The organism is Mycobacterium lacus (assembly GCF_010731535.1).
In the GTDB taxonomy this organism is placed as follows: Bacteria; Actinomycetota; Actinomycetes; order Mycobacteriales; family Mycobacteriaceae; genus Mycobacterium; species Mycobacterium lacus.
Genome location: NZ_AP022581.1, coordinates 2,869,976 through 2,896,215, shown reverse-complemented (window position 1 = coordinate 2,896,215; position 26,240 = coordinate 2,869,976). Strand labels below are relative to the sequence as shown.

The window sequence follows — 26,240 nt, the reverse complement described above, 5'->3', positions numbered from 1 at the left end:
GGGAGCACTTTTCCAGTATCTTGCGTGTCATTTTTGCCTTCGGATCACCCCCGCGTTTGCGGGGAGCACGTCATCGTTTATTGCCCGCATCTGAATCACCTGGGATCACCCCCGCGTTTGCGGGGAGCACACGGGCGGTAATACGGACACTGTCACGCAGATAGGATCACCCCCGCGTTTGCGGGGAGCACGTTTGCCGTTTGCTTTGATTATGGGTTGCATCGGGATCACCCCCGCGTTTGCGGGGAGCACAGTGACTGTGGTACCTGTCCGGGCAACGCACACGGATCACCCCCGCGTTTGCGGGGAGCACGAGCAAGCTTGGGCGATACGGAGTTGTCGAGCAGGATCACCCCCGCGTTTGCGGGGAGCACGCTGTGCGCTACACCGAATGGGGCTGGCACGTAGGATCACCCCCGCGTTTGCGGGGAGCACGCACCTCATTGCTGTCCAACGCGTACGTGAGACAGGATCACCCCCGCGTTTGCGGGGAGCACAGGACTAGCACGGAGTTTTCCGGTGTCAGATAGGGATCACCCCCGCGTTTGCGGGGAGCACTAACCAGTCAATCAACTTGGGGCGGAACGGGTAGGATCACCCCCGCGTTTGCGGGGAGCACCTGCTCGCACAGCGCATCGTCGGATGCTTTCGCGGATCACCCCCGCGTTTGCGGGGAGCACCCTGCATCGACTGCTGGGAATCCTACCCAGAACGGATCACCCCCGCGTTTGCGGGGAGCACGGCTTCAGCGATTTGGAGATTCCAGCCTCTGGAGGATCACCCCCGCGTTTGCGGGGAGCACGGTGTCCTGGTCGACCCTCCGTATGAGGTGGAGGGATCACCCCCGCGTTTGCGGGGAGCACGAAGTACACCCCCCCGTCGGGGCCGACGACGACGGATCACCCCCGCGTTTGCGGGGAGCACTAAAGAGCCCTTTGCGTATCCGTTGGAGGATGGGGATCACCCCCGCGTTTGCGGGGAGCACGCATCTGGGTCGAGTGCCTCCGGGTCGAGTGCCGGATCACCCCCGCGTTTGCGGGGAGCACAATGGTTCGTTGATGCCCCTCAAGTGCCTCCAAGGATCACCCCCGCGTTTGCGGGGAGCACGTTCATTCGGGGAGTTCCTCGATCAGTTGACGGGGATCACCCCCGCGTTTGCGGGGAGCACCAGCCGCCTTGACAACGCTAGTAAGCACCACGCGGATCACCCCCGCGTTTGCGGGGAGCACAAATCCGACAGAGGGACATCGAGCAGGGGCTACGGATCACCCCCGCGTTTGCGGGGAGCACTCGCAGATGAGGATGTCGAGTAACGTGTAAAGCGGATCACCCCCGCGTTTGCGGGGAGCACCCGAGCATGTCAGGCGTGCAAGCGGCAATCATGGGATCACCCCCGCGTTTGCGGGGAGCACCCTAACCCGTTGGTGTTGCTGTTGTCTACGCGGGGATCACCCCCGCGTTTGCGGGGAGCACTCATGGTCTTCTACCTCCTCGACGATATCGCTAAGGATCACCCCCGCGTTTGCGGGGAGCACACAGTGAGCGCCTCGACGCGCTGTGGCGTGCGCGGATCACCCCCGCGTTTGCGGGGAGCACCAGGGATGAGGTGGTGTGCTGCCTCTCGCGCTGGGATCACCCCCGCGTTTGCGGGGAGCACGCACGGTCCGCGAACGTTGCCGGCCGCTTCCTGGGATCACCCCCGCGTTTGCGGGGAGCACGTGCGTTCATCGAGGACCGCATGTATGGGGTGAGGATCACCCCCGCGTTTGCGGGGAGCACGTGCATCGTCAGTCGGTGTACCACCAGTGGGGAGGATCACCCCCGCGTTTGCGGGGAGCACGTCTCCCCCCTCTTTTGATAGCTACATATACAGGGATCACCCCCGCGTTTGCGGGGAGCACTTGACATTGCCTGGTGTGTCAGCTAAGGACGCGGGATCACCCCCGCGTTTGCGGGGAGCACACAATGTCGTTTTACAGATCCGTGATGGCGACAGGATCACCCCCGCGTTTGCGGGGAGCACAAACAACCGGTCAATTAACCTGTGCTTCGCTGGGGATCACCCCCGCGTTTGCGGGGAGCACCCGCCTCCACCGTCTCCCGTTGGTGGCCATAACGGATCACCCCCGCGTTTGCGGGGAGCACGCGTTGGGCAATTTCCGCGACAGCCCGCGCAGCGGATCACCCCCGCGTTTGCGGGGAGCACAAACGCGCGATTATTTTTTTGATCACTTGTTTCGGATCACCCCCGCGTTTGCGGGGAGCACTCTATAGCAGGATCCATGCGGACGCAAGAGGTGGGATCACCCCCGCGTTTGCGGGGAGCACTCATTCGGTCCACTCAACAGCGGGCAGGTTGCGGGATCACCCCCGCGTTTGCGGGGAGCACTAGCCGAGCTACTGGACAACCCAGAGTGGGGAAGGATCACCCCCGCGTTTGCGGGGAGCACCCGCAACAGGAAGGATTAGTCGATGAGCGACGAGGATCACCCCCGCGTTTGCGGGGAGCACGCAAGAGGTCCGCATGGGTCCTGGCGACGCCTCGGGTCACCCCCGCGTTTGCGGGGAGCACCTGCGAAACTGTAATCCTGTGGGCCACAACCGGGGATCACCCCCGCGTTTGCGGGGAGCACCAGCAAGCTGACTGGGTGCCCAAAGCGGAGACCGGATCACCCCCGCGTTTGCGGGGAGCACGGGACTGGGAATAGTCAGTCAACACAGGCCACAGGATCACCCCCGCGTTTGCGGGGAGCACAGGGCTGTCAACGCGATGCAAAACGTGTTTGACGGATCACCCCCGCGTTTGCGGGGAGCACGGTGGAGAAAACCTGTGGACGATGTCACCTACCGGGATCACCCCCGCGTTTGCGGGGAGCACTTTGGTAAGCGAGTGGAAGTTGATTGTCGGCACGGATCACCCCCGCGTTTGCGGGGAGCACCCATCCTTTCAGCAGCTGTACTGATGACGTTATTAGGATCACCCCCGCGTTTGCGGGGAGCACGTAGACCAATTCGTCGGGCAGGCGGCTAAGGCGGGATCACCCCCGCGTTTGCGGGGAGCACCGTAGGTGATGATGGTGGTCATTTCCGTTTCCCGGATCACCCCCGCGTTTGCGGGGAGCACCCGAGCATGTCAGGCGTGCAAGCGGCAATCATGGGATCACCCCCGCGTTTGCGGGGAGCACTGGGTCTTGAGCGGGTAGCCTCGGGCGGCGAACGGATCACCCCCGCGTTTGCGGGGAGCACGTTGGCCACTAGCCGATCGACATAGCCGGGTTCGGATCACCCCCGCGTTTGCGGGGAGCACCCGCAACAGGAAGGATTAGTCGATGAGCGACGAGGATCACCCCCGCGTTTGCGGGGAGCACGGAGATGATGGTGGCGTCTATGCCGGAGAGCGCGGATCACCCCCGCGTTTGCGGGGAGCACATAATCACCAGTCGTGTGACAATTGGGCGCGCCGGATCACCCCCGCGTTTGCGGGGAGCACGTTGCAGCGCTATGTTTCTCGGTATGTGATCGAGGATCACCCCCGCGTTTGCGGGGAGCACACTCGTAAATTGGTCTCCCGCCAGGATGCAGCCGGATCACCCCCGCGTTTGCGGGGAGCACGACATACCCGAGACACGTAGTCCTGCCCGATGAGGATCACCCCCGCGTTTGCGGGGAGCACACTTCTTGACTAGGGCAATCGCTAACCTTTCCCACAAATTTTGATCACTTGGCCGGTAACGAGATGTGGCAGATGTTCACGTCTTACCTTTGAATTTCCTTCGGGCGTTGCGGCGCTTCCAGATTGTGTCCGAGGCTGTTCCCGTCGCTTGACGTGAACGCTGCGGCGGCCGAGCGGCCGCATCATGGGCCGGTCGGTAGACCGGTACATAGTCGGGAACAGTCTGTCGGCGCATTAGCGAAATCCCCTCGTAGTCAACCGGAACCCAATCATGACCGTGCACCTTGAAGGCGAGTCGTTGTTCGTTTCGTGCCGTGAAGACCATCAAGGCTCGGCCATCGGTAACGAACTCGACTACACGCTGCCACATTAGCTCCCTGACGCGCGCGGAGATGTGGCCTACGAACACTCCGGGGCTGATCTCAAGCAACCAGCGGGTCAAGTGCCCTCGTAGGCCTGGTGGTACGGCGGTAAGAACGACGACGGTCACAAGTCGCTCCCGTATGACGTGCCGCCCGGCACCGCTTCGGCGCGTTCGTCCCAAAGCGAGAGGACGTCGAAGTCGAGGTAGTCATCGCTGGGTGGTTCCGAGTCTCCGAGTAAGAGCATCTGAACGTCCTGAGCGCAGCGTTGCAGGAGTCGGCCATCGTGCAATCGATCGCGCATTCGACGCCGCGTCTCACCGCCGAGGTCCGTGACTGTGTCGGCTGCGACGTCGAAGGCCACCGGAATGCTGACCTCCGCCTTGTATAGATCGGCAATGTCATACACGAAGGATCGGTAGCTGTCAAGGTGTTTGAGACAGCGTCTCACTATGTGGACACTATTTTCGGTTGTGGGGTCGGTGGGTTGATCCATGCCGCGGTCGGTAGTTTCGGGGGCTGTGGTGGGCTGCTAAACCGGTTGGGGTTGGCGGCGTAGGCATCGGCCATGACCCGGGCTCGTTTGGCCTGGATGTCGGCGGCGGTGCCGAAGTACACCGACGCCGGTGTGTGCAGGCCGAGCGCGGAATGGCGGTGCTCGTGGCGCAGGTAGTCGAAGAAGTCTTTGCACCAGGTGCGGGCGTGCTCGATCGAGTCGAACCGTTCGGGAAAATCGTTGCGGTACTTCAGCGTTTTGAACTGGGATTCGCTGAACGGGTTGTCGTTTGACACCCGTGGGCGCAGTGGCTGCGCGCCACGCCGAGGTCGATTAGCAGCTGGGCGACGTTCTTCGACGTCATCGCCGAACCCCGGTCGGCGTGGATCGCGCCGGGCCGCCCGTGTAGCGCGGTCAGCTCGGCCATCCAGTCCTGGGCGATGTCGGCGTCCTCGTGGTACTCGACGCGCCAGCCGACGGGTAGCGGCTGAAGATGTCCAGCATCACGTAGAGCTGGTAGAACTCGCCGCGCACCGGTCCCGCCAATTTGGTGATGTCCCAGGACCACACGTCGTTGGGTTGGTGGGCGACCAGCTCGGGTTTGACCCGCGGCGGGTGTGGCTACCCGCCGCCGTTCGCGGGTCATGTTGTGCGTGCGCAGGATCCGGTACATCGTGGACTGCGAGCACAGGTAGACGCCCTCGTCGAGCAGCTCGGCCCACACTTGGGCGACCGCCTTGTCGGCGAAGCGCGGCTGGCACAACACCGTAAGGATCTGCGTGCGCTCGGCCGCGTCGAGCGCATTGGGCGGCGGTCCGCTCGGCCCGGGTTTGCGGCGTGGACCGGCAGGGCGGTTGCGCTGCCGATACAGGCTCGCGCGCGGCTTGCCCAGCAGCGCGCACGCCTTCGCGGTCGAGGTCAGCCGCTCCACCTCGGGCAGCAACTGTGCGATCACTTCTTCGACCCGGGCCGCGTGCCCGTGCTCTCGGAGAGCGTCTCCAAGAGCGCGTGTGCTTTTCCCACCAGATCCAACGCGGCCCTCGTGCGTTCAAGCTCGGCCTCGGCCCGTTCGGCCCGCTTCCGTAGCCGTTCGATCTCGGCCTGGTCGCGGTCCTTACCACGACCGCCTGACCGGGCAAGCCCGTCCAACGCGCCCGCGTCGCGCGCTCGGCGCCACTCCACGATGTGCGATGAGTACAGGCCCTCACGCCGAAGCAGCGCACCCCGCGCACCCGGCTCGGTCAACGCGTCGTACTCGGCCACAATGGCCGCCTTGTACTCCGGGGTGAAGTTGCGCCGCCGGGGACGATCCGCCCGCGGACCCTGGGCCGAATCGGTTCCCACGCCTTCATCATCGGCGCTACCCTTCCGGACCTCAGCCAAAGTCGCCGTCATTGTTCGTTGCAATCCTTACTTGCCCTCAATACCTGGTCAGATATTTTCGAACCCTGCTGTCTCAACTAACCCTGCCAGAGAGGGAGGTCGCGGTCACGACACGGTTTAGAACTTGTAGTACGGGACGAGGTCGTTTGCCCGCTGCAGGTTGGTGGACGGGCAGTCGACGTCGGGCTCGGAGTAGACCGTCGAGTAGAACAGCGCCTGCTGGATCACCCCGTAGCTGGTCTTGAACGTCACCATGCAGGAGAAGTACCAGAAGCTGTTGTGATAGGTCGGCTTCATCACCCAGTACTGCGCGGCGCGGTGACCCGCGATCGTCGTCTCGATCGCGTCCGGGGGAAGTGTCTGGGCGTACGTGCGCCAGATGATGGGCTCGACGGCCAGCTGGTAGTTGCCGGCGTCGAAGTGGCAGCGCAGCCCTTCCTCGGCTTCGGGCGGGGTGAATGCCAGGCCGAGTCGCTGCACCGCGTCGAAGGGAATGTCGTTGCACGGGTCGAACGGGCTCGGGTCGGTGGTCGCCACGATCGGGCTCTTCATGGTGGTTTCCAGCGGCTGGGCGGTAGAGCGCAGCTGGACGGTCCGACCGGCGCCGGGGGCCGCTGGCGGGATTCCGTGCGCGCCCACCACGATCGCGGTGATCAGCGCAGCAAGCGCTGCGACCAGACGCACCTTGGTGAGCACGCCACCCCCTGCCCTCGGCGGGTCCCTTTGCCGGGAGTGTACAAGTCGCGTCATGGCAAAACCAGAACGTGTTCCAACCTCGGCCGCCTTTGATGCGGTGAATTTTGCGGCAGCCCCCGCCGACGCATAATGGGGTGCCCTTCGAAGGACATGAGGAGGTCGGGGGTGCTTCAGATCAGCCCGCAGCAGTGGCTGAGCTCGTCCGCGCACGTGACCGCGCACGGTGAGGACCTGGCAGCCGCACATTTGTCGTGCGACTATCGGATCCAGGCCGCGCAGTCTGGCTGGCAGGGCGCCTCGGCGGCGGCGCTCAGCGCGAAGATGGACGACTGGCTGGAAGCGTCGAGGGCGCTACTGACCAGGATCGGTGATCACGCACGCGGCCTGCACGAGGCGGGTGTCCAGCATGCGGCGGCCGAGCAGGAGCGCGCGCGGGCGCTTGCCCAGGTGGGGATTTCCGCCGGCGCCATCGCCAGTGGGCGTCAGGGGTGATCGGTGCCGTTGACGGTGGCCGATATCGATCGGTGGAACGCGCAAGCGGTCCGGGAGGTGTTTCACGCGGCCAAGGCCCGAGCGGAGGTGACGTTGGAGGTGTCGCGTCAGTTGGCGACGCTGTCGATTTTTGCGAATTCGGGTGGCAAGACCGCCGAGGCGGCGGCACACCACAACGCGGGGATTCGCCGAGACCTTGACGCCCACGGTAACGAGGCGCTGGCCGTTGCCCGGGCGGCCGACAAGGCCGCCGACGGGATTGTGAAGGTCCAGTCCGAGCTGGCCGCGCTGCGCAAGGATGCCGCGGCCGCCGAGCTGACGGTCGATGCGCTGACCAACCAGGTGGTGCCGATCCCCGGCCTGCGGTACACCGAGGCGCAGTGGGCGCGGATGCTCGCCAGGCAGGCGGAGCTGCAGGCCGATCTGGATGCGATTGTGGCTGAGGCTAACGCCGTCGACGAGGAATTGGCATCGGCGGTCGGCATGGCCACCGGCGATGTGCCCATCCCCGCCGAGGCCGGCCCGCCGGTCGGCCGCGAGGGGCTGACCCCCACACAACTCGCCAGCGATGCCAACGAGGAGCTGCTGCGCGAGGAGCGGGCGAAGCTGCAAACACAGATCGGGCAGTTGCAGGGGCGGTATGACCAACTCGCGGCGCAGGCCGCCGAGGACTACAACAACGGCCTCCTGGACAGCGATGCGTTGGGCCAACTCGCGGCCCTCACAGATCAGCTGAGCGCCGCCAAGGGCCGGCTGGGCGACCTCGATGCCGTCGACCAGGCGCTGAGCAACGCCCCGGAGACCTACCTGACCCAGCTGCGGGTTCCCGAGGACCCACACCAGCAGGTGCTGGCGGCCGTGGCCGTCGGTAATCCGGACACCGCCGCCAACGTGTCGGTGACCGTGCCCGGCGTCGGGTCCACCACCCGGGGCACCTTGCCCGGCATGGTCGCTGAGGCGCGCGACCTACGGTCGGAGGAAATCCGGCAATTAAATGCCGCCGGAAAGCCCGCGTCGGTTGCCACCATCGCCTGGATGGGCTACAGCCCGCCCCCCAACCCGCTCGACACCGGTAGTGCTGGGGACCTGTGGCAGGCCATGACCGACGGGCAGGCACACGTGGGCGCGGCCGACTTGTCGAGGTATCTGCAGCAGGTTCGGGCCAACAACCCCACCGGCCATCTGACGGTGTTGGGCCACTCCTACGGGTCGTTGACGGCGTCGCTGGCGCTGCAGGACCTCAACGCCCAAGGTGCCCATCCCGTCAACGATGCCGTGTTCTACGGCTCACCCGGGCTGGAACTGTACAGTCCGGCGCAGCTCGGGCTCGATCACGGAATGGCCTATGTCATGCAGGCGCCGCACGACCCCATCACCGGCGCGGTGGCCCCGCTCGCGCCGCTGCACGGCTGGGGCCCGGACCCGTATCTGACTCCTGGGTTGACGGAGCTGTCGTCGCAGGCCGGTTTCGATCCGGGCGGCATTTGGCGCGACGGGGTGTATGCCCATGGTGACTATCCGCGGGTCTTCCAAGATGCCGCCGGTCAGCCGCAGCTGCGGATGTCCGGCTACAACCTGGCGGCGATTGCCGCCGGGCTGCCGGACAACAAGGTTGTCGCGCCGCTGCTGCCGCCGATTCTGGGCGGCGGCATGCCGGGAGCCCCCCGCCCAGTGGCAGGGGGACGTTGATGCGGTGGCCGATGGCGTGGCCGCTGGCCCTGGTGTGTGTGATGGCGCTGGGCTGCGGGCCCAGCGGTCACGGGACCGGTGGTGGAGAGGAGGGGCCGTTGAGCCCGGAAAAAGTTGCCGAACTGGAGAACCCACTGCGCGCCAAGCCCCCGCTGGAGGCCGCGAAGGACCAGTACCGGGCGGCGGTCACCCAGATGGCCAACGCCATCACGGCCCTGGTGCCGGGGTTGACGTGGCGAACGGATATGGACAGCTGGACGGGTTGCGGTGGGGACTACGAATGGACCAGGGCCAAAGCGGCGTACTTCATGGTTGTCTTCAGTGGACCGATCCCCGACGACAAGTGGCCGCAGGTCGTGCAGATCGTCAAGGACGGCGCGAAACAGTTCGGCGCCACCAACTTTGGTGTGATGAAGAACAAGCCCGGCGACCACGACGTCTACATCGCCGGTCATGGCGGTGTCGAGTTCAAACTGTCGACCCAGAAAGCGGCGGTGCTCACGGCACAGTCGGACTGCCGGATCAGCCAAACCGACACCCCGAAACCCTCGCCGACCAGGTAGCAACGACTCGTCCCGCGCCAGTGCGGGAGCAAGGTGTGGGACGGCAGACTTTCGTCTCCGCGTCGCCGGGTTATTTCGGAGGTGAGTCGTGACAAGGCAGGAGGCGGATGGGGGACAGCCTACACTCGGGCCGATGATGTTCCGGGTTGTCGCGGGAATTTTGGGGATGGTGGTGATGTGCTTGTCGGTTTCGGGATGCGGTGACCCCGGTCCGGGTATGCACGGCAACCCCGGGCCGGAGCGGGTGGCCGAGCTGGAAAGCGGGCTGCGGTCTAAGCCGTCGTTTGAGGCCACGCGAGCCGACTACGTCGCCGCTACGAACCAGATGGCAGAGCAGATAGCCGCCTTGGTCCCGGGCATGAGCTGGCACGTCGAGGAAAACAGCTGGGGAGGCTGCGGCGGCGAATATGTCTGGACTCGCGCGAGGAAGGTTCACATTCGAATCGTGCTGGACCGCGCGATTCCTGATGCGGCGTGGCCGAAGGCGCTGCAGATCGTCAAGGACGGTGCCGCGCGTTTCGGCGCCACCAGTGTTAGTTCGTTCGTCGACCAGCCCGGCAACAAGGATCTGGTGGTCTTTAGCCCTGAGGGTGCCCAGTTCCACTTTGGGACTGCCGTGCAGACGATCCTCGCGGCGACGTCGGATTGCCGGATGCGCGAAACCGATACGCCGACACCGGCATCGCCCGGGCAAGTATCCCCCGGGGGACGTTGATGCGGTGGCCGATGGCGTGGGTGATGTCCATGGTGTGCGTATTGGCACTGGGCTGCGGACCCAGCGGTCACGGGACCGGTGGTGGAGAGGAGGGCCCTTTGAGCCCGGAAAAAGTTGCCGAACTGGAGAACCCACTGCGCGCCAAGCCCCCGCTGGAGGCCGCCAAGGAGGGGTACCGGGCCGCGGTCACCCAGATGGCCAACGCCATCACGGCCCTGGTGCCGGGGTTGACGTGGCGAACGGATATGGACAGCTGGAATCACTGTGGTGGCGAGTATGTGTGGACCGACGCCAAGATGGCGTATTTGATGGTTGTCTTCAGTGGACCGATCCCCGACGACAAGTGGCCGCAGGCCGTGCAGATCGTCAAGGATGGCGCGAAACAGTTCGGCGCCACCAACTTTGGGGTGATGAAGAACAAGCCCGGCGACCACGACGTCTACATTTCTGGCAGTGGCGGTGTCGAGTTCAAGCTCGGGACCCAGGTAGCCTCATCGCTCACCGCACAGTCGGACTACCGGATCAGCCAAACCGACACCCCGAAACCCTCGCCGACCAGGTAAGCGGCGAACACGTCGTCGGATTTCGTCTGCACTTCGCCGGGTCGTTAGGGTGATGAGTCGTGACTTGGAAACGATCGGGGCAGGAGACACGCGGGGCACAGCCGACGCTGTGGGCGATCTCCGACCTGCACACCGGTCACCTCGGTAACAAGCCCGTCGCCGAATCGCTGTATCCGTCCTCGCCGGAGGATTGGTTGATCGTCGCCGGTGACGTTGCCGAACGCACGGACGAGATTCGGTGGTCACTGGACCTGCTGCGGCGCCGTTTCGCCAAGGTGATCTGGGTGCCCGGCAACCACGAGCTGTGGACCACCAACCGGGATCCGATGCAGATCTTCGGCCGGGCGCGTTACGACTATCTGGTCACCATGTGCGACGAGATGGGCGTCGTCACGCCCGAGCATCCCTTCCCGGTGTGGACCGAGCGCGGCGGCCCGGCCACCATCGTGCCGATGTTCTTGCTGTACGACTACACCTTCTTGCCGAACGGGGCCAACAGCAAGGCCGAGGGCATGGCCATCGCGCGACAGCGCAACGTCGTGGCCACCGACGAATTCTTGCTCTCGCCCGAGCCGTTCCCCACCCGCGAAGCCTGGTGCCGCGACCGGGTCGCCAGCACACGTAAGCGGCTCGAGCAGCTCGACTGGATGCAACCGACCGTGCTGGTGAACCACTTTCCGCTGGTGCGCGAGCCCTGCGACGCGCTGTTCTACCCCGAGTTCTCGCTGTGGTGCGGAACCACCAAGACCGCCGACTGGCACACCCGCTACAACGCCGTCTGCTCGGTCTACGGCCACCTACACATTCCGCGCACCACCTGGTACGACGGCGTGCGCTTCGAAGAGGTGTCGGTCGGGTACCCGCGGGAGTGGCGGCGCCGCAAGCCGTACAGCTGGCTGCGCCAGGTGCTGCCGGATCCGCAGTACGCGCCCGGCTACCTCAACGACTTCGGCGGTCACTTCGTCATCACGCCCGAGATGCGGGCGCAGGCCGCCCAGTTCCGGGAACGATTGCGGCAACGGCAGTCACGATGACGGCAAGCACGCTGATGTCGTCGCTGCTGCCCGGCACGGCCATCGAGGATCTGGCGTACGCGGAGGTGTATTCCGACCCGCCCGGGCTGGCCCCACTGCCCGAGGAGGAACCACTGATCGCCAGGTCGGTTGCCAAGCGGCGCAACGAATTCATCACCGCTCGTCACTGCGCCCGGATCGCGCTGGGTCGGCTGGGCGTGCCACCGGTACCGATCCTCAAGGGCGACAAGGGCGAACCGTGCTGGCCCGACGGCGTGGTGGGCAGCCTCACCCACTGCACCGGCTACCGCGGCGCCGTGGTCGGGCGCAGTGCCGCGGTGCGATCGGTGGGCATCGACGCCGAACCGCACGACGTGTTGCCGGATGGTGTGCTGGACGCGATCAGCCTGCCGGAGGAACGCGCCGAGATGCCCCAGCAGATGCCCACGGGCCTGCATTGGGACCGAATCCTGTTCTGCGCCAAGGAGGCAACGTACAAGGCGTGGTTTCCGCTGACCAAGAGGTGGCTGGGCTTCGAGGACGCGCACATCACGTTCGAGGTGGACGGACCCGGGTCGGCGGGCCGTTTCGTGTCCCGGATTCTGATCGATGCGTCCACGCTGTCGGGTCCGCCACTGACGGCGCTGACCGGCCGATGGTCGGTCGAGCGCGGGCTGGTGCTGACCGCGATCGTGCTATGAGCGAAAGCCCTAGCGGCCCAGGAATCGTCGTCGTCGACAAGCCCGCCGGAATGACCAGTCACGACGTCGTGACGCGGTGCCGCCGAATCTTTTCCACCCGCAGGGTAGGACACGCCGGGACGCTGGACCCGATGGCCACCGGTGTGCTGGTGATCGGGATCGACCGTGCCACCAAGATCCTCGGCCTGCTGACCGGGGCCTCCAAGTCGTATGCTGCCACCGTCCGGCTGGGCCAGCGCACGTCCACCGAGGACGCCGAAGGTGAGCTCCTGCAGTCTGTTTCGGCTGAGCACCTGACAGCCGAGGCGATCGTCGCCGCGATGGCCCGGCTGCGCGGTGACATCAGCCAGGTGCCGTCGGCGGTCAGCGCGATCAAGGTCGGCGGTCGTCGCGCCTACCGGCTGGCCCGCGAGGGTCAGCCCGTCGACCTCGAGGCACGCCCGGTACGCATCGACCGGTTCGAGTTGCTGGCCACACGTCCCCACGATCGGCTGGTCGACCTCGACGTCGAAGTGGACTGCTCATCGGGAACCTACATCCGCGCTCTGGCCCGCGACCTCGGCGACGCCCTCGGGGTGGGCGGCCATGTGACGTCGTTGCGACGTACCCGCGTCGGCCACTTCACCCTGGACCAGGCGTGGTCACTGGACGACCTGGCGAAGCGGCCACGGTTGAGCCTGAGCCTCGACGAAGCGTGCCTGCTGATGTTTCCCCGCCGCGACCTCACCGCCGAGGAGGCCCAGGCCGCGGGCCACGGCCGGCCGCTTTCCCCCGCCGGTATCGCCGGCGTCTATGCCGCCACCGACGCCGACGGACGGGTGATCGTGCTGCTGCGTGACGAGGGTTCGCGGACCAAGTCGGTGGTGGTGATCCGGCCAGCCACGCTGTGAGGCACACTGAGGGCGGGGTCGCTCGCGAGCCACTCGGAAGGGGCATTTATGTCTCGCAAGATGCCTAACAAGGTTTACGTCGTCGGCGTTGGCATGACGAAGTTCGAGAAGCCCGGCCGCCGCGAAGGCTGGGACTACCCGCAGATGGCCAAGGAGTCCGGCACCAAGGCGCTCACCGACGCCGGGATCGACTACACCGAGATCGAGCAGGGCTACGTCGGCTACGTCGCGGGCGATTCCACCTGCGGCCAGCGCGCCCTTTACGAACTCGGCATGACGGGCATCCCGATCGTCAACGTCAACAACAACTGCTCCACCGGATCCACGGCGCTGTTCCTCGGTGCGCAGGCCATCCGCGGCGGGCTGGCCGATTGCGTGCTCGCGCTGGGCTTCGAGAAGATGCGGCCCGGAGCGCTCGGCGGTGGCGCCGACGACCGCGAATCGCCCCTGGGCAGGCACGTGAAGGCGTTGGCCGAGATCGACGAGTTCGCCTTTCCGGTGGCGCCGTGGATGTTCGGGGCCGCCGGCCGCGAGCACATGAGGAACTACGGCACCACCGCCGAACATTTCGCGAAGATCGGCTACAAGAACCACAAGCACTCCGTCAACAACCCGTACGCGCAATTCCAGGACGAGTACACCCTCGACGACATCCTGGCCGCGAAGATGATCTCCGACCCGCTCACCAAACTGCAGTGCTCGCCCACCTCCGACGGCTCGGCCGCGGTGGTGCTCGCCAGCGAGGACTATGTGACCCGGCGCGACCTTTCCGGGCAGGCAGTGGAGATCGTCGGGCAGGCGATGGCCACCGACTTCGCCTCCACCTTCGATGGCAGCGCCCGCAACATCATCGGATACGACATGAATGTGCAAGCCGCCCAACAGGTTTACCACCAATCCGGGCTCGGCCCCGAGGACTTCGAAGTGATCGAGCTGCACGATTGCTTCTCTGCCAACGAGTTGCTGCTGTACGAGGCGCTGGGCCTGTGCGGTGAAGGCGAGGCGCCGAAGCTCATCGACGACAACCAGACCACCTACGGCGGACGGTGGGTCGTCAACCCGTCCGGCGGCCTGATCTCCAAGGGGCACCCACTGGGTGCGACCGGTTTGGCCCAGTGCTGCGAACTGACCTGGCAGTTGCGCGGTACCGCCGACAAGCGCCAGGTCGACAACGTCACCGCAGCACTGCAACACAACATCGGGCTGGGCGGCGCGGCCGTCGTCACCGCCTACCAGCGGGCCGGACGTTAGGGGCCGAAACGCCATGATCGAGTGGTCCGACACCGACCTGATGGTGCGCGACGCCGTTCGGCAGTTCATCGACAAGGAGATCCGCCCGCATCGGGACGAACTGGAAACCGGTGCGCTGTCGCCCTATCCGATCGTGCGCAAGCTGTTCAGTCAGTTCGGTCTCGACGTCATGGCCGCCGAGGCGGTGAAGGCGATGCTGGAGCGGGAGCGCGCGGGGAAGAGCGAAAAGCAAGGCGGCATGGGAGGTTTCGCGGGAGGCGCGCAGGTGTCGATGATCGCGGTGCTGGTGTCCGAAATCGCCGGAGTCAGCATCGGGTTGCTGAGCACCGTCGCCGTCAGCCTCGGGCTGGGCGCGGCGACCATCATGAGCCGCGGCACGCTGGCCCAGAAGGAGCGCTGGCTGCCCGAGCTGATGACGCTGGAAAAGATTGCGGCGTGGGCGATCACGGAGCCGGACTCCGGTTCGGATGCGTTCGGCGGCATGAAGACCTACGTCCGGCGCTCCGGCGACGGAGACGGGGCCTACATCCTCAACGGGCACAAGACCTTCATTACCAACGGGCCCTACGCCGACGTGCTGGTGGTCTACGCCAAACTCGATGAGGGAGACCCAACCGTGGACCGGCGAAACTGGCCGGTGCTTGTCTTCGTGCTCGATGCGGGCATGCCGGGTCTGACGCAGGGCAAGCCGTTCAAGAAGATGGGCATGATGTCCTCGCCGACCGGGGAACTGTTCTTCGACAACGTGCGGCTGACCCCGGACCGCCTGCTCGGCGAGGACGAACAGCATTCCGAGGGGGACGGCCGCGACAGCGCCCGCGCCAATTTCGCCGTCGAACGCCTCGGGGTGGCCTTGATGGCGCTGGGCATCATCAACGAATGCCACCGGCTGTGTGTGGATTACGCGAAGACTCGCACGTTGTGGGGCCGCAACATCGGGCAGTTCCAGCTGATCCAGCTCAAACTGGCCAAGATGGAAGTCGCCCGGATCAATGTGCAGAATATGGTTTTTCAGACCATCGAGCGACTCAAGGCCGGGAAAGAGCCGACGCTGGCCGAGGCCTCGGCGATCAAGCTGTACTCGTCGGAGGCCGCCACCGACGTCGCGATGGAGGCCGTGCAGTTGTTCGGCGGCAACGGCTATATGGCCGAGTACCGGGTGGAGCAGCTGGCGCGCGATGCGAAGTCGTTGATGATCTACGCCGGTAGCAACGAGGTGCAGGTCACCCACATCGCCAGGGGGCTGCTGACCTGAGCCAGCTTCGCGAGCGTAACCGGGCTGCGAAGAACCTCGCAAGAAAACGCAGCCGTTACGTTCGCGCGAGGAATCGCCGCGTCAGGCCACCACCCAGATCGCCTGGGCGGCCGGGCTGCCCAACTCGACGGTGGTCGCGGCGCCGTCGGCCGATTCGATCGCCACCGACACCATGCCGGCGAATTCGCGCCTGGTCAGCACCCGCAGCCGCGAATCCAGGTTGATCCCGACGCTGTCGAAATAGCGCAGCATCTCCGGGTCGGAATCGGAGATGCGCGCCACCGTCCCGGTGTCGCCGTCGGCGCAGGCCCACAGCTGACGCGCGGGCGGGGTGGGGACCTGGCCGTCGGTGGCGGGGATCGGGTCGCCGTGCGGATCGCGGCGTGGGAACCCCAGCTTGGCGTCGATCCTCGCCATCAGGCGATCCGATACCGCGTGCTCGAGCACCTCGGCTTCGTCGTGCACCTCGTCCCAGCCGTAGCCGAGTTCATTGACCAGGAACGTCTCCAGCAGCCGGTGCCGGCGCACCATCGCCAGCGCCGCCCGTCGCCCAGCTTCGGTCAACGTCACCGCGCCATATTTCTCGTGATCGACCAGGCCCTGCTCGGCGAGCCGGCGGATGGACTCCGAGGCGGTGCTGGCGGACACCCCGATCTTCTCCGCCAGCATCTTGGTGCTGACCTTCTCCCTTGACCACTCTTGGGCGGTCCAAATGACCTTCAAATAATCCTGGGCAACCGCGGTGAGACCGCCAGGCTCCTCATCAGCCCTCACAACGAGAAAGTCTAGGTCTTCCACTGCCATCGAGTCTGCGGTGACGGCGGTTCCGAGCGGGCCGGTGGGGACGTGGACGCAGCCTGGGCGCCCCGTGCGCAGTCTCGGCGCGCGGCGCCGCAGTCTCGGCCGCGCGAGACCGGTGGATCAGGCACCCGGATGCCGCACCGCGCCGTAGGCTGACGGTCGTGGAGCGGTGGCGGGGACAGAACGAGATTCCCACGGACTGGGGTCGGTGTGTGCTCACTGTCGGCGTGTTCGATGGAGTTCACCGCGGACATGCCGAGCTGATAGCGCACGCGGTGAAGGCCGGCCACACACACAATGTGCCGACCGTGCTGATGACGTTCGACCCGCACCCAATGGAAGTGGTCTACCCCGGCAGTCACCCCGCGCAGCTGACGACACTGACCCGACGTGCCGAGCTCGTCGAGGACCTGGGCGTCGACGTCTTCCTGGTGATGCCGTTCACCATCGATTTCATGAAGCTCACGCCGGACCGCTACATCCACGAGCTGCTGGTCGAACACCTGCATGTGGTGGAGGTCGTGGTGGGTGAGAACTTCACCTTCGGCAAGAAGGCGGCCGGCAACGTGGCGACCCTGCGCCGGGCCGGCGAGCGGTTCGGGTTCGCGGTGGAGTCGATGTCACTGCTGTCCGAGCACCACAGCAACGAGACCGTGACGTTTTCGTCCACCTACATCCGGTCCTGCGTGGACGCGGGCGACATGCAGGCGGCGACGGAGGCGCTGGGCCGTCCGCACCGCGTCGAAGGTGTCGTGGTCCGCGGTGAGGGTCGGGGCGCCGAGCTGGGTTTTCCCACCGCGAACGTGGCGCCGCCGATGTATTCGGCGATTCCGGCCGACGGCGTGTACGCCGCCTGGTTCACCGCGCTCGGGCATGGACCGGCGACCGGCACCGTCGTTCCCGGTGAGCGCTATCAGGCCGCGGTGTCGGTGGGCACCAACCCGACCTTTTCCGGACGCACCCGCACCGTGGAGGCGTTCGTGCTCGATACCTCCGCCGACCTGTACGGCCAGCACGTGGCATTGGACTTCGTCGCGCGCATCCGCAGCCAGAAGAAGTTCGACTCGGTGCGCGACCTCATCGCCGAGATGGGTGCCGACACCGACCGGACGCGCACCCTGCTGTCCGCCGATTGAGGGCGCGCACAGCCTGCTAGACTGCATCGGCGCGTGCTGCGGTTCGCGGTGGCCGTGCCGTGAGATCCCTGATCGCGGACCAATCGATGGAGACATTTCGTGGCGCTGACAGCCGAGCAGAAGAAGGAGATTCTGCGCTCCTACGGCCTGCACGAGACCGATACCGGATCCCCCGAGGCGCAGATCGCGCTGCTGACCAAGCGGATCGCGGACCTGACCGAGCACCTCAAGGTGCACAAGCATGACCACCACTCGCGGCGGGGGCTGTTGCTGCTGGTGGGGCGCCGCAAGCGGTTGGTCAAATACCTCACGCAGGTCGATGTGGAGCGGTATCGGTCGCTGATCGAGCGGCTGGGCCTGCGTCGCTGACGCTGGCGCCACGCGCCTTGATCCCGGCCTTGCCGGCTAGTCCTCGCAAAACCGCGGGTTGGCCCGTGTAGAGTGAGGACGTCCTGGGCCGGTTCGGTCCAGCAAATGGTGCGGTTCGCGCAGATCCGCGTGCGCCGTTCCAGCGAGTCACTATGCATGTCAGGGAGCGGTCCAGCCTGCATCGGGCGGTCTTCGGTAGTGGCTGCCGGGCTCCCCGGATCCGGGGAAGGTCGGCCGCTTCGATCGACGGCCGTAGCCGCATTCAGGCCTTGCTTGTCTACCAAACCTCCCCGGTCGCGCGTGACCACGCGAAACAGCTGAATAACCCAGAGAGGCCGTACGGACACCCATGTCTGTAGCTGAAATTGAAGAGGGCGTGTTCGAGGCGACCGCCATCATCGACAACGGGAGCTCCGGCACCCGCACCGTCCGTTTCGAGACCGGCAGGCTGGCCCTGCAGGCCGCTGGCGCGGTGGTCGCCTACCTCGATGAAGACAACATGCTGCTGTCGGCGACCACCGCCAGCAAGAACCCCAAGGAGCACTTCGACTTCTTCCCGCTCACGGTTGACGTCGAGGAGCGGATGTATGCCGCCGGCCGTATCCCCGGCTCGTTCTTCCGTCGTGAAGGCCGGCCGTCCACCGACGCGATCCTGACCGCCCGGCTCATCGACCGTCCGCTGCGTCCGTCCTTCGTCGACGGCCTGCGCAACGAGATCCAGGTCGTGGTGACCATCCTGAGCCTGGATCCCAACGATCTGTACGACGTGCTGGCGATCAATGCCGCGTCGGCCTCCACCCAGCTGGGGGGCCTGCCGTTCTCCGGGCCGATCGGGGGTGTCCGTGTGGCGCTCGTCGACGGCACCTGGGTTGGCTTCCCCACCGTGGAGCAGATCGACCGGGCCGTCTTCGACATGGTGGTGGCGGGCCGGATCGTTGGTGGTGACGTCGCGATCATGATGGTCGAGGCCGAGGCCACCGAAAACGTCATCGAACTGGTCAACGGCGGCGCCCAGGCCCCGACGGAAAGCGTTGTGGCCCAAGGCCTGGAGGCCGCCAAGCCGTTTATTGCCGCGCTGTGCGGCGCGCAGCAGGAGCTGGCCGACGCCGCCGGAAGGCCAGCCGGCAATTATCCGGTGTTCCCCGACTACGGCGACGACGTGTACTACTCGGTGGCCGCGGTGGCGACCGACGAGCTGGCCGCCGCGTTGACCATCGGCGGCAAGGCCGAACGCGACCAGCGCACCGACGAGATCAAGACCCAGGTTCTTGAGCGGCTAGCCGACACGTACGAGGGCCGGGAAAAGGAGGTTGGCGCGGCGTTCCGCTCCCTGACCAAGAAGCTGGTCCGGCAGCGCATCCTCACCGACCATTTCCGCATCGACGGGCGGGGTATCACCGACATCCGCGCGTTGTCGGCCGAGGTCGCCGTGGTTCCACGGGCCCACGGCAGCGCGCTGTTCGAGCGCGGCGAAACCCAGATCCTCGGGGTGACCACGCTCGACATGGTCAAGATGGCCCAGCAGATCGACTCGCTCGGGCCGGAGACGACCAAGCGGTACATGCACCACTACAACTTCCCGCCGTTCTCCACCGGCGAGACCGGCCGGGTCGGCTCGCCCAAGCGGCGTGAGATCGGGCATGGCGCGCTAGCGGAGCGCGCACTGGTGCCGGTGTTGCCGAGCGTCGAAGAATTCCCGTATGCCATCCGCCAGGTATCCGAGGCCCTGGGCTCCAACGGCTCGACCTCGATGGGGTCGGTGTGTGCCTCCACGCTGGCGCTACTCAACGCCGGAGTGCCGCTGAAGGCGCCGGTGGCCGGCATCGCGATGGGCCTGGTCTCCGACGACGTCGAGACGGATGGGGGTACCGAGCGCCGCTTCGTCACCCTGACCGACATCCTGGGCGCCGAGGACGCATTCGGCGACATGGACTTCAAGGTCGCCGGCACCAAGGACTTCGTCACCGCGCTGCAACTGGACACCAAGCTCGACGGGATCCCCTCGAGGGTCCTGGCGGGCGCGCTTGACCAGGCCAGAGACGCCCGACTCACGATCCTCGAGGTCATGGCCGAGGCCATCGACTCACCCGACGAGATGAGCCCATACGCCCCGCGGGTGACCACCATCAAGGTCCCGGTGGACAAGATCGGTGAGGTCATCGGTCCTAAGGGCAAGGTCATCAACGCCATCACCGAGGAGACCGGCGCGCAGATCTCCATCGAGGACGACGGCACGGTGTTCGTCGGCGCCACCGACGGGCCCTCGGCGCAGGCGGCGATCGACAGGATCAACGCCATCGCCAACCCGCAGCTGCCGACCGTGGGGGAGCGGTTCCTCGGAACCGTGGTCAAGACAACCGATTTCGGTGCGTTCGTCTCGCTGCTGCCCGGGCGTGACGGTCTGGTGCATATCTCCAAACTCGGCAAGGGCAAGCGCATCGCGAGGGTCGAGGACGTGGTCAACGTCGGCGACAAGCTGCGGGTCGAGATCGCCGACATCGACAAACGGGGCAAGATCTCGCTCGTCCTGGTCGACGAAGCAAGCGCCGCAGCTCCCGCCGGGACCGCGCCAGCCGATGCCGCGACGGCCAGCAGCTGACCCGGGGGCTGCCCCGGCCGTCCGTCGCACCACGCTGCCCGGCGGCCTGCGGGTGGTCACCGAGCACCTGCCCGCGGTGCGCTCGGCGTCGGTCGGGGTCTGGGTCGGGGTGGGATCGCGCGACGAGGGTGCCACGGTGGCCGGGGCCGCGCACTTCCTGGAACATCTGCTGTTCAAGTCGACTCCGACACGGACCGCCGTGGACATCGCACAGGCCATGGACGCCGTCGGCGGGGAGCTCAACGCGTTCACCGCCAAAGAGCACACCTGCTACTACGCGCACGTGCTCGACAGCGATCTGGAGCTGGCCGTCGACCTGGTGGCCGATGTGGTGCTCAACGGTCGCTGTGCCGCCGACGATGTCGAACTGGAACGCGACGTCGTCCTCGAGGAGATCGCGATGCGCGACGACGACCCCGAGGATGCGTTGGCGGACATGTTCCTGGCGGCGTTGTTCGGCGACCACCCGGTGGGCCGCCCGGTGATCGGCAGCGCGCAATCCGTGTCGGCGATGACGCGGGCTCAATTGCACTCGTTTCACGTGCGCCGGTACACACCGGAGCGGATGGTCGTCGCGGTGGCCGGCAACGTCGACCACGACGACGTGGTCGCGTTGGTGCGCCAGCACTTCGGGCCGCGGCTGGTCCGCGGGCGGCGGCCCGTCGCGCCGCGCAAAGGAGCGGGCCGGGTAAACGGCAACCCCGGGTTGGCGCTGGGCACCCGGGACGCCGAGCAGACCCACGTGTCGTTGGGGGTACGCACGCCCGGGCGCACCTGGGGCCATCGCTGGGCGTTGTCGGTCCTGCACACCGCGCTGGGCGGCGGCCTGAGCTCCCGGCTGTTCCAAGAGGTCCGCGAGACCCGCGGGCTGGCTTACTCGGTCTACTCCACGCTGGACATCTTCGCCGACAGCGGAGCGCTCTCGGTGTATGCCGCCTGCCTGCCCGAACGCTTCGCCGACGTCATGCGGGTGACCGCCGAGGTGCTCGAATCGGTGGCACGCGACGGCATCACCGAGGAGGAATGCCGCATCGCCAAGGGTTCGTTGCGTGGTGGGCTGGTGCTCGGTCTGGAGGATTCCAGCTCGCGGATGAGCCGGCTGGGTCGCAGCGAATTGAACTACGGCGCGCACCGCGGCATCGAGCACACCTTGCAGCAAATCGAGCGGGTCACCGTCGAGGAGGTCAACGCCGTGGCCCGCCGCGTGCTGAGCAGGCGCTACGGCGCCGCCGTTCTCGGACCGTATACCTCGAAACGATCGCTGCCACAACAACTTCGGGCGATGGTAGGGTAGCGCGATGGTACTGGGCTTCTGGGACATCGCGGTGCCCATCGTGGGCGCGCCGATGGCCGGCGGCCCGGGCACCCCGGCCCTGGCGGCGGCGGTGTCGAACGCGGGCGGACTGGGCTTCGTCGCGGGGGGCTACCTGAGCGCGGAGCAGTTCGCCGACGATATTGCTGCCGCCCGCGCCGCCACCACCGGCCCGGTCGGGGCCAACCTGTTCGTGCCCCAACCCAGTGTCGCCGATTGGGTCCAGCTGGACTACTACGCGGAAGAGCTGGAAGAGGTCGCCGAGTTCTACCGCGTCGAGGTGGGCCAGCCGCACTACGGCGACGACGACGACTGGCAACGCAAGCTCGAAGTGGTGGCCGATATTCGGCCCGAGGTGGTGTCTTTCACCTTCGGTGCGCCGCCGCCGGATGTCGTCCGCCGGTTGAGCGCGCTGGGGTTGTTGGTGTCGATCACCGTGACGTCGGCCTATGAGGCCGGGGTGGCCATCGCCGCCGGCGCGGACAGCCTCGTCGTCCAGGGCCCGGCTGCCGGCGGGCACCGTGGCACGTTTGCGCCGGACATGGAACCCGGCGCGGAATCGTTGCACCAGCTATTGGATCGGATCGGCAGCGCGCACGACATCCCGCTCATCGCGGCGGGTGGCCTGGGCACCGCCGAAGACGTCGCGGCCGCACTGCGCAGGGGGGCCGTGGCCGCGCAGGTCGGCACCGCGCTGCTGCTCAGCGACGAAGCCGGCACCAACTCTGCACACCGTGGTGCGTTGAAGAATCCCGCATTCGACTCCACCGTGGTCACCAGGGCGTTTTCGGGTCGGTACGCGCGTGGGCTGGCGAACAATTTCACGCGCCTGCTCGACCACGTGGCGCCGCTGGGCTATCCCGAGGTCAACCAGATGACCAAGCCGATACGGGCCGCGGCGATCGCCGCGGATGACCCGCATGGGACAAACCTCTGGGCGGGAACGGCGTACCGGGAGGTCCGGTCGGGCTCGGCGGTCGACATCGTGGCGTGGCTGGCCCCCGATGTTCGCTCCCTGTAACCGCTGACGTCAGCCCAGCAAGCTCGCCGGCTCGACGAATGGCAAATCCAGGTCGGCGGCGACGTGCTCCGCCAACAGCGCACCGGCATGCGTCGAAAGGCCTTTGGCCAGCGCGGGATCCGAACGGCATGCCGCACGCCAACCCTGGTCGGCGAGCTTGAGCACATACGGCATCGTCGCGTTGGTCAGCGCATAGGTCGACGTCTTCGGCACCGCACTGGGCATGTTCGCCACGCAGTAGAACAGCGCGTCGTGCACGTGAAACGTCGGCCGATCGTGGGTGGTTGGCCGCGAGTCTTCGAAGCACCCGCCCTGGTCGATCGAGACATCGACCAGCACCGCACCTGGCTTCATTTGTGCGACAAGCGAATTAGAGATCAGCTTGGGAGCCTTGGCGCCCGGCACCAGGACGGCTCCGATCACCAGGTCGGCACGTTTGACGGCACCTTGAAGCTCGTACGCCGACGAGTAGCGGGTGCTGATGCGGCCGCCGAACTCGGCGTCGAGTAGCCGGAGTTTGTTGATGTTGACGTCGAGAACCCGGACGGACGCACCCATGCCGCTGGCGACCCGGGCGGCGTTGTAGCCCACGGTGCCGCCGCCGATCACGACGATGTCGGCGGGCTTGACGCCGGGCACCCCGCCCATGAGCACACCGCGCCCGCCGTGCGTCCGCATCAGGTGGTAGGCCCCGACCTGCGCGGAGAGCCGGCCGGCGACCTCGCTCATCGGGGCCAACAGGGGTAATGCGCCGTCGGCCGTCTGGACGGTCTCGTAGGCGATTGACGTTGCGCCGGAAGCCAAGAGCGCATCGGTGCAGGCTCGCGAAGCCGCCAGATGCAGGTAGGTGAACAGCGTCTGCCCGGAGCGCAGATAGCCGTACTCGGCCGGCATCGGTTCCTTGACCTTGAGCACCAGGTCGGCCTCGGCCCACACCCGTTCGGCGGTGCTGGCTAGTTGGGCGCCCGCCGCCTTGAATTTCGCGTCGGCGATCGCCGACCCGTCTCCGGCGCCGGACTGGATCAGCACCTCATGGCCGCGATGCGTCAGTTCGGCGACACCCGCCGGGGTTATGGCCACCCGGAATTCGTTGTTCTTGGTCTCCGTGGGAATGCCGACTAGCATGGCCTCAAGTTTGAAGAAAGTTCGAGAATATCGCAATTCGACCGATGATAATTCTGTAAAGTTCCGCTATGCCCGATAAGATAACGGAACGGACGGGCCGGCCAGACGACTCACCGAAGAATGTTCGGCCGGCTGATCTTGATGAGGTGGACCGCAGAATCCTGAGCCTGCTGCACGGCGATGCCCGGATCACAAACAATGCGCTCGCGGAGGCCGTCGGGATCGCGCCGTCAACGTGCCACGGCCGCGTTCGGCGGTTGGTGGACCTCGGCGTCATCCGGGGGTTCTACAGCGATATCGACCCGGTCGCCGTGGGATTGCCGCTGCAGGCGATGATCTCGGTCAACCTGCAGTCCAACGCGCGCGGGAAAATCCGCAGCTTCATCCAGCAGATCCGGCGTCGGCGACAGGTGATGGACGTCTATTTCCTGGCCGGCGCCGACGATTTCATCCTGCACGTCGCCGCGCGCGACACCGAGGACCTGCGTTCCTTCGTGGTCGAAAATCTCAATGCCGACGCCGACGTCGCGGGGACGCAGACGTCACTGATCTTCGAGCATCTGCGCGGAGCCGCGCCCATCTAGGCTGGCTATCATCGTCGGATGACTCGCCGCGATCCCGCCGTCGCCATCGTCGGGGCGGGTATGTCCGGATTGTGTGTCGCAATTGCGTTGCTGCGCAACGGGATTACCAACATCACCATCTACGAGAAGGCCGACGAGGTGGGCGGGACGTGGCGGGAAAACACTTATCCGGGTCTGACGTGTGACGTGCCGTCGCGGTTTTATCAGTACACGTTCGACAAGAACCCGGACTGGACCCACCTGTTCTCGCCTGGCCCCGAAATCCAGACCTACCTGCGGGGGGTCGCCGATCGGCACGCACTGAGGGACCGGATTCGGTTCGGCACGGAAATCGTCAGCGCCCGATTCGACGCCGGCCGGTGGGTGCTGCGCACCGATGCCGGAGCCGAGTCGACAGCCGACTTCCTGATCTCGGCGACCGGGGTGCTGCATCATCCCCGAATCCCGGCCATCGCCGGTTTGGCCGACTTCGGCGGGACCGTCTTTCACTCCGCCCGCTGGGACCATCGGGTTCCGCTGCGGGGCCGGCGAATCGCGGTGATCGGCACCGGATCGACTGGCGTTCAGATCATCTGCGGCCTGGCGGGCCTGGCGGGCAAACTCCTCATGTTCCAGCGCACGGCGCAATGGATCCTCCCGTTGCCCAACCCTCGCTACTCGAGGCTGGCCTCCGTTTGCCATCGCGCCGTTCCCTGGCTGGGCTGGGCGGCCTATCGGGCGTACAGCCTTGTTTTCGAGCTGCTTGCGGCCGCGGTGACCCGACCAGGCTGGCAACGAAAGCTGATGGGAGCCGTGTGCCGCGCCAATCTGCGTACCGTGCGCGACCCCGGTTTGCGCAGGGCCCTGACCCCGGATTACCAACCGATGTGCAAACGGTTGGTGATGTCCGGCGGGTTCTACCGTGCGATGCAGCGTGATGACGTCGAACTGGTCACCGCCGGTATCGACCATGTCGAACACCGGGGCATCGTGACCGATGATGGCGTCCTACACGAGGCTGACATCATCGTGCTGGCCACCGGATTCGACACGCACGCATTCTTTCGTCCGATGCGACTGACCGGGCGGGACGGCATCGTGGCGGACGATGTCTGGCGCGACGGCCCACGGGCGCACCAAACCGTCGCGATGCCGGGATTTCCCAACTTCTTCATGATGTTGGGGCCGCACAGCCCGGTGGGAAATTTCGCACTCACGGCCGTCGCCGAATCACAGGCCGATCACATACTGCAGTGGATCCAGCGTTGGCGCCGTGACGAATTCGACACGGTGGAGCCGACGTCGTCGGCGACCGAAACCTTCAACGCCGAGTTGCGGGCCGCGATGCCGAACACCGTGTGGACCACCGGTTGCGACAGTTGGTATCTGGGCAAAGACGGTGTGCCCGAGGTTTGGCCGTTTACACCCGCCCGACACCGGACCATGCTGGCAAATCCGGATCCCGAGCAGTACGAGTTGCGTCGCACCCTCAGTGAGGCCTGACCCTGGCCCTCTAGCTGCCGGTGCGTTTCCTCTAGTCGGTGGACCCGCACCTGTCGCCCGGGACCACGC

Annotated in this window: 24 protein-coding genes, 1 pseudogene and 1 CRISPR repeat array (1 of these 26 cut by a window edge); of the genes and pseudogenes, 17 read left to right on the top strand and 8 right to left on the bottom strand. The window is 66.2% G+C overall.

The features are described 5' to 3' along the window. Nucleotides 1-3,673: a CRISPR direct-repeat array (repeat unit 28 nt; unit sequence GGATCACCCCCGCGTTTGCGGGGAGCAC); it reaches 5,216 nt to the left of the window's first position. 76 nt (nt 3,674-3,749) lie between these two features. The 6 genes from cas2e to G6N24_RS13315 form a co-directional block, all read right to left on the bottom strand. Next, the gene (cas2e, locus tag G6N24_RS13335) at nt 3,750-4,163 is read right to left on the bottom strand and encodes a type I-E CRISPR-associated endoribonuclease Cas2e (protein WP_085157037.1); all 414 of its coding nucleotides are present in this window, start codon (nt 4,161-4,163) and stop codon (nt 3,750-3,752) included. Further along, nucleotides 4,160-4,486 (bottom strand): CRISPR-associated endonuclease Cas1, encoded by a 327-nt coding sequence (locus tag G6N24_RS13330; protein WP_179963429.1) that lies wholly within the window; start codon nt 4,484-4,486, stop codon nt 4,160-4,162. The genes cas2e and G6N24_RS13330 overlap by 4 nt, the downstream gene beginning before the upstream one ends. Beyond that, the gene (locus G6N24_RS24630; protein WP_163745447.1) at nt 4,486-4,827 is read right to left on the bottom strand and encodes an integrase core domain-containing protein; all 342 of its coding nucleotides are present in this window, start codon (nt 4,825-4,827) and stop codon (nt 4,486-4,488) included. The genes G6N24_RS13330 and G6N24_RS24630 overlap by 1 nt, the downstream gene beginning before the upstream one ends. Beyond that, nucleotides 4,782-5,486, bottom strand: a complete 705-nt coding sequence (locus G6N24_RS26090; protein ID WP_232070556.1) for a hypothetical protein — start codon at nt 5,484-5,486, stop codon at nt 4,782-4,784. The genes G6N24_RS24630 and G6N24_RS26090 overlap by 46 nt, the downstream gene beginning before the upstream one ends. Next, nucleotides 5,483-5,926, bottom strand: a complete 444-nt coding sequence (locus G6N24_RS23915; RefSeq protein ID WP_179963428.1) for a transposase — start codon at nt 5,924-5,926, stop codon at nt 5,483-5,485. The genes G6N24_RS26090 and G6N24_RS23915 overlap by 4 nt, the downstream gene beginning before the upstream one ends. A gap of 105 nt (nt 5,927-6,031) precedes the next feature. Further along, nucleotides 6,032-6,610: a DUF3558 domain-containing protein gene (locus G6N24_RS13315; RefSeq protein WP_085158181.1), complete on the bottom strand. Its 579-nt coding sequence runs from the start codon at nt 6,608-6,610 to the stop codon at nt 6,032-6,034. Between the two features lie 165 nt (nt 6,611-6,775). Between G6N24_RS13315 and G6N24_RS13310 the strand changes: the two genes are divergently transcribed. The 10 genes and pseudogenes from G6N24_RS13310 to G6N24_RS13265 all read left to right on the top strand — a co-directional run bounded on the left by G6N24_RS13310 (nt 6,776) and on the right by G6N24_RS13265 (nt 15,761). Then, on the top strand, nt 6,776-7,102 hold the full coding sequence (locus tag G6N24_RS13310; RefSeq protein ID WP_085158323.1) for a WXG100 family type VII secretion target: 327 nt from the start codon (nt 6,776-6,778) through the stop codon (nt 7,100-7,102). Nucleotides 7,103-7,105: 3 nt separating this feature from the next. Beyond that, nucleotides 7,106-8,791: an alpha/beta hydrolase family protein gene (locus tag G6N24_RS13305; protein ID WP_085158183.1), complete on the top strand. Its 1,686-nt coding sequence runs from the start codon at nt 7,106-7,108 to the stop codon at nt 8,789-8,791. Beyond that, nucleotides 8,791-9,354 (top strand): LppA family lipoprotein, encoded by a 564-nt coding sequence (locus tag G6N24_RS13300; RefSeq protein WP_085158185.1) that lies wholly within the window; start codon nt 8,791-8,793, stop codon nt 9,352-9,354. The genes G6N24_RS13305 and G6N24_RS13300 overlap by 1 nt, the downstream gene beginning before the upstream one ends. Nucleotides 9,355-9,487: 133 nt before the next feature. Then, nucleotides 9,488-10,069 carry an LppA family lipoprotein gene (locus tag G6N24_RS13295; protein WP_139822247.1) on the top strand — a complete coding sequence of 194 codons (582 nt, stop codon included), beginning with the start codon at nt 9,488-9,490 and terminating at the stop codon, nt 10,067-10,069. Beyond that, on the top strand, nt 10,069-10,632 hold the full coding sequence (locus tag G6N24_RS13290; RefSeq protein WP_085158189.1) for an LppA family lipoprotein: 564 nt from the start codon (nt 10,069-10,071) through the stop codon (nt 10,630-10,632). The genes G6N24_RS13295 and G6N24_RS13290 overlap by 1 nt, the downstream gene beginning before the upstream one ends. A gap of 59 nt (nt 10,633-10,691) precedes the next feature. Beyond that, on the top strand, nt 10,692-11,666 hold the full coding sequence (locus G6N24_RS13285; protein ID WP_085158191.1) for a metallophosphoesterase family protein: 975 nt from the start codon (nt 10,692-10,694) through the stop codon (nt 11,664-11,666). Continuing rightward, nucleotides 11,663-12,346, top strand: a complete 684-nt coding sequence (gene pptT / locus G6N24_RS13280; protein WP_085158193.1) for a 4'-phosphopantetheinyl transferase PptT — start codon at nt 11,663-11,665, stop codon at nt 12,344-12,346. Before G6N24_RS13285 ends, pptT begins: the two co-directional genes overlap by 4 nt. Then, the gene (truB, locus tag G6N24_RS13275; protein ID WP_085158195.1) at nt 12,343-13,236 is read left to right on the top strand and encodes a tRNA pseudouridine(55) synthase TruB; all 894 of its coding nucleotides are present in this window, start codon (nt 12,343-12,345) and stop codon (nt 13,234-13,236) included. Before pptT ends, truB begins: the two co-directional genes overlap by 4 nt. Nucleotides 13,237-13,284: 48 nt before the next feature. Further along, on the top strand, nt 13,285-14,487 hold the full coding sequence (locus G6N24_RS13270; RefSeq protein ID WP_139822248.1) for a lipid-transfer protein: 1,203 nt from the start codon (nt 13,285-13,287) through the stop codon (nt 14,485-14,487). Nucleotides 14,488-14,500: 13 nt separating this feature from the next. Further along, nucleotides 14,501-15,761 (top strand): annotated as a pseudogene (locus tag G6N24_RS13265) (acyl-CoA dehydrogenase family protein). Between the two features lie 62 nt (nt 15,762-15,823). On the opposite strand, the gene mntR reads toward G6N24_RS13265, so the two are convergent. After that, a complete protein-coding gene (gene mntR, locus G6N24_RS13260; protein ID WP_085158199.1) occupies nt 15,824-16,516 on the bottom strand; it encodes a manganese-binding transcriptional regulator MntR in 693 nt (230 codons plus the stop codon). 188 nt (nt 16,517-16,704) lie between these two features. On the opposite strand from mntR, the gene G6N24_RS13255 reads away from it, so the two are divergent. The 5 genes from G6N24_RS13255 (at nt 16,705) to G6N24_RS13235 (ending at nt 22,980) form a co-directional block, all read left to right on the top strand. Further along, a complete protein-coding gene (locus G6N24_RS13255) occupies nt 16,705-17,679 on the top strand; it encodes a bifunctional riboflavin kinase/FAD synthetase (RefSeq protein ID WP_085158201.1) in 975 nt (324 codons plus the stop codon). 99 nt (nt 17,680-17,778) lie between these two features. Beyond that, nucleotides 17,779-18,048, top strand: coding sequence for a 30S ribosomal protein S15 (gene rpsO / locus G6N24_RS13250; protein ID WP_083050109.1), 270 nt, complete (start codon nt 17,779-17,781; stop codon nt 18,046-18,048). 349 nt (nt 18,049-18,397) lie between these two features. Beyond that, on the top strand, nt 18,398-20,647 hold the full coding sequence (locus G6N24_RS13245) for a polyribonucleotide nucleotidyltransferase (RefSeq protein WP_085158203.1): 2,250 nt from the start codon (nt 18,398-18,400) through the stop codon (nt 20,645-20,647). Then, a complete protein-coding gene (locus tag G6N24_RS13240) occupies nt 20,625-21,941 on the top strand; it encodes a M16 family metallopeptidase (protein ID WP_085158205.1) in 1,317 nt (438 codons plus the stop codon). Before G6N24_RS13245 ends, G6N24_RS13240 begins: the two co-directional genes overlap by 23 nt. Before the next feature lie 4 nt (nt 21,942-21,945). Beyond that, complete coding sequence (locus tag G6N24_RS13235; protein ID WP_085158207.1) at nt 21,946-22,980, top strand: nitronate monooxygenase; 1,035 nt, start codon at nt 21,946-21,948, stop codon at nt 22,978-22,980. 9 nt (nt 22,981-22,989) lie between these two features. Here G6N24_RS13235 and ald read toward each other — a convergent pair whose 3' ends face one another. Beyond that, nucleotides 22,990-24,105 carry an alanine dehydrogenase gene (ald, locus tag G6N24_RS13230; protein ID WP_085158209.1) on the bottom strand — a complete coding sequence of 372 codons (1,116 nt, stop codon included), beginning with the start codon at nt 24,103-24,105 and terminating at the stop codon, nt 22,990-22,992. A 68-nt stretch (nt 24,106-24,173) separates the two neighbouring features. Between ald and aldR the strand changes: the two genes are divergently transcribed. Together aldR and G6N24_RS13220 are read left to right on the top strand one after the other, a co-directional pair. Beyond that, the gene (aldR, locus tag G6N24_RS13225; RefSeq protein ID WP_085158211.1) at nt 24,174-24,689 is read left to right on the top strand and encodes an HTH-type transcriptional regulator AldR; all 516 of its coding nucleotides are present in this window, start codon (nt 24,174-24,176) and stop codon (nt 24,687-24,689) included. A gap of 18 nt (nt 24,690-24,707) precedes the next feature. After that, complete coding sequence (locus tag G6N24_RS13220) at nt 24,708-26,171, top strand: flavin-containing monooxygenase (protein ID WP_085158213.1); 1,464 nt, start codon at nt 24,708-24,710, stop codon at nt 26,169-26,171. Nucleotides 26,172-26,240 lie beyond the last annotated feature (69 nt).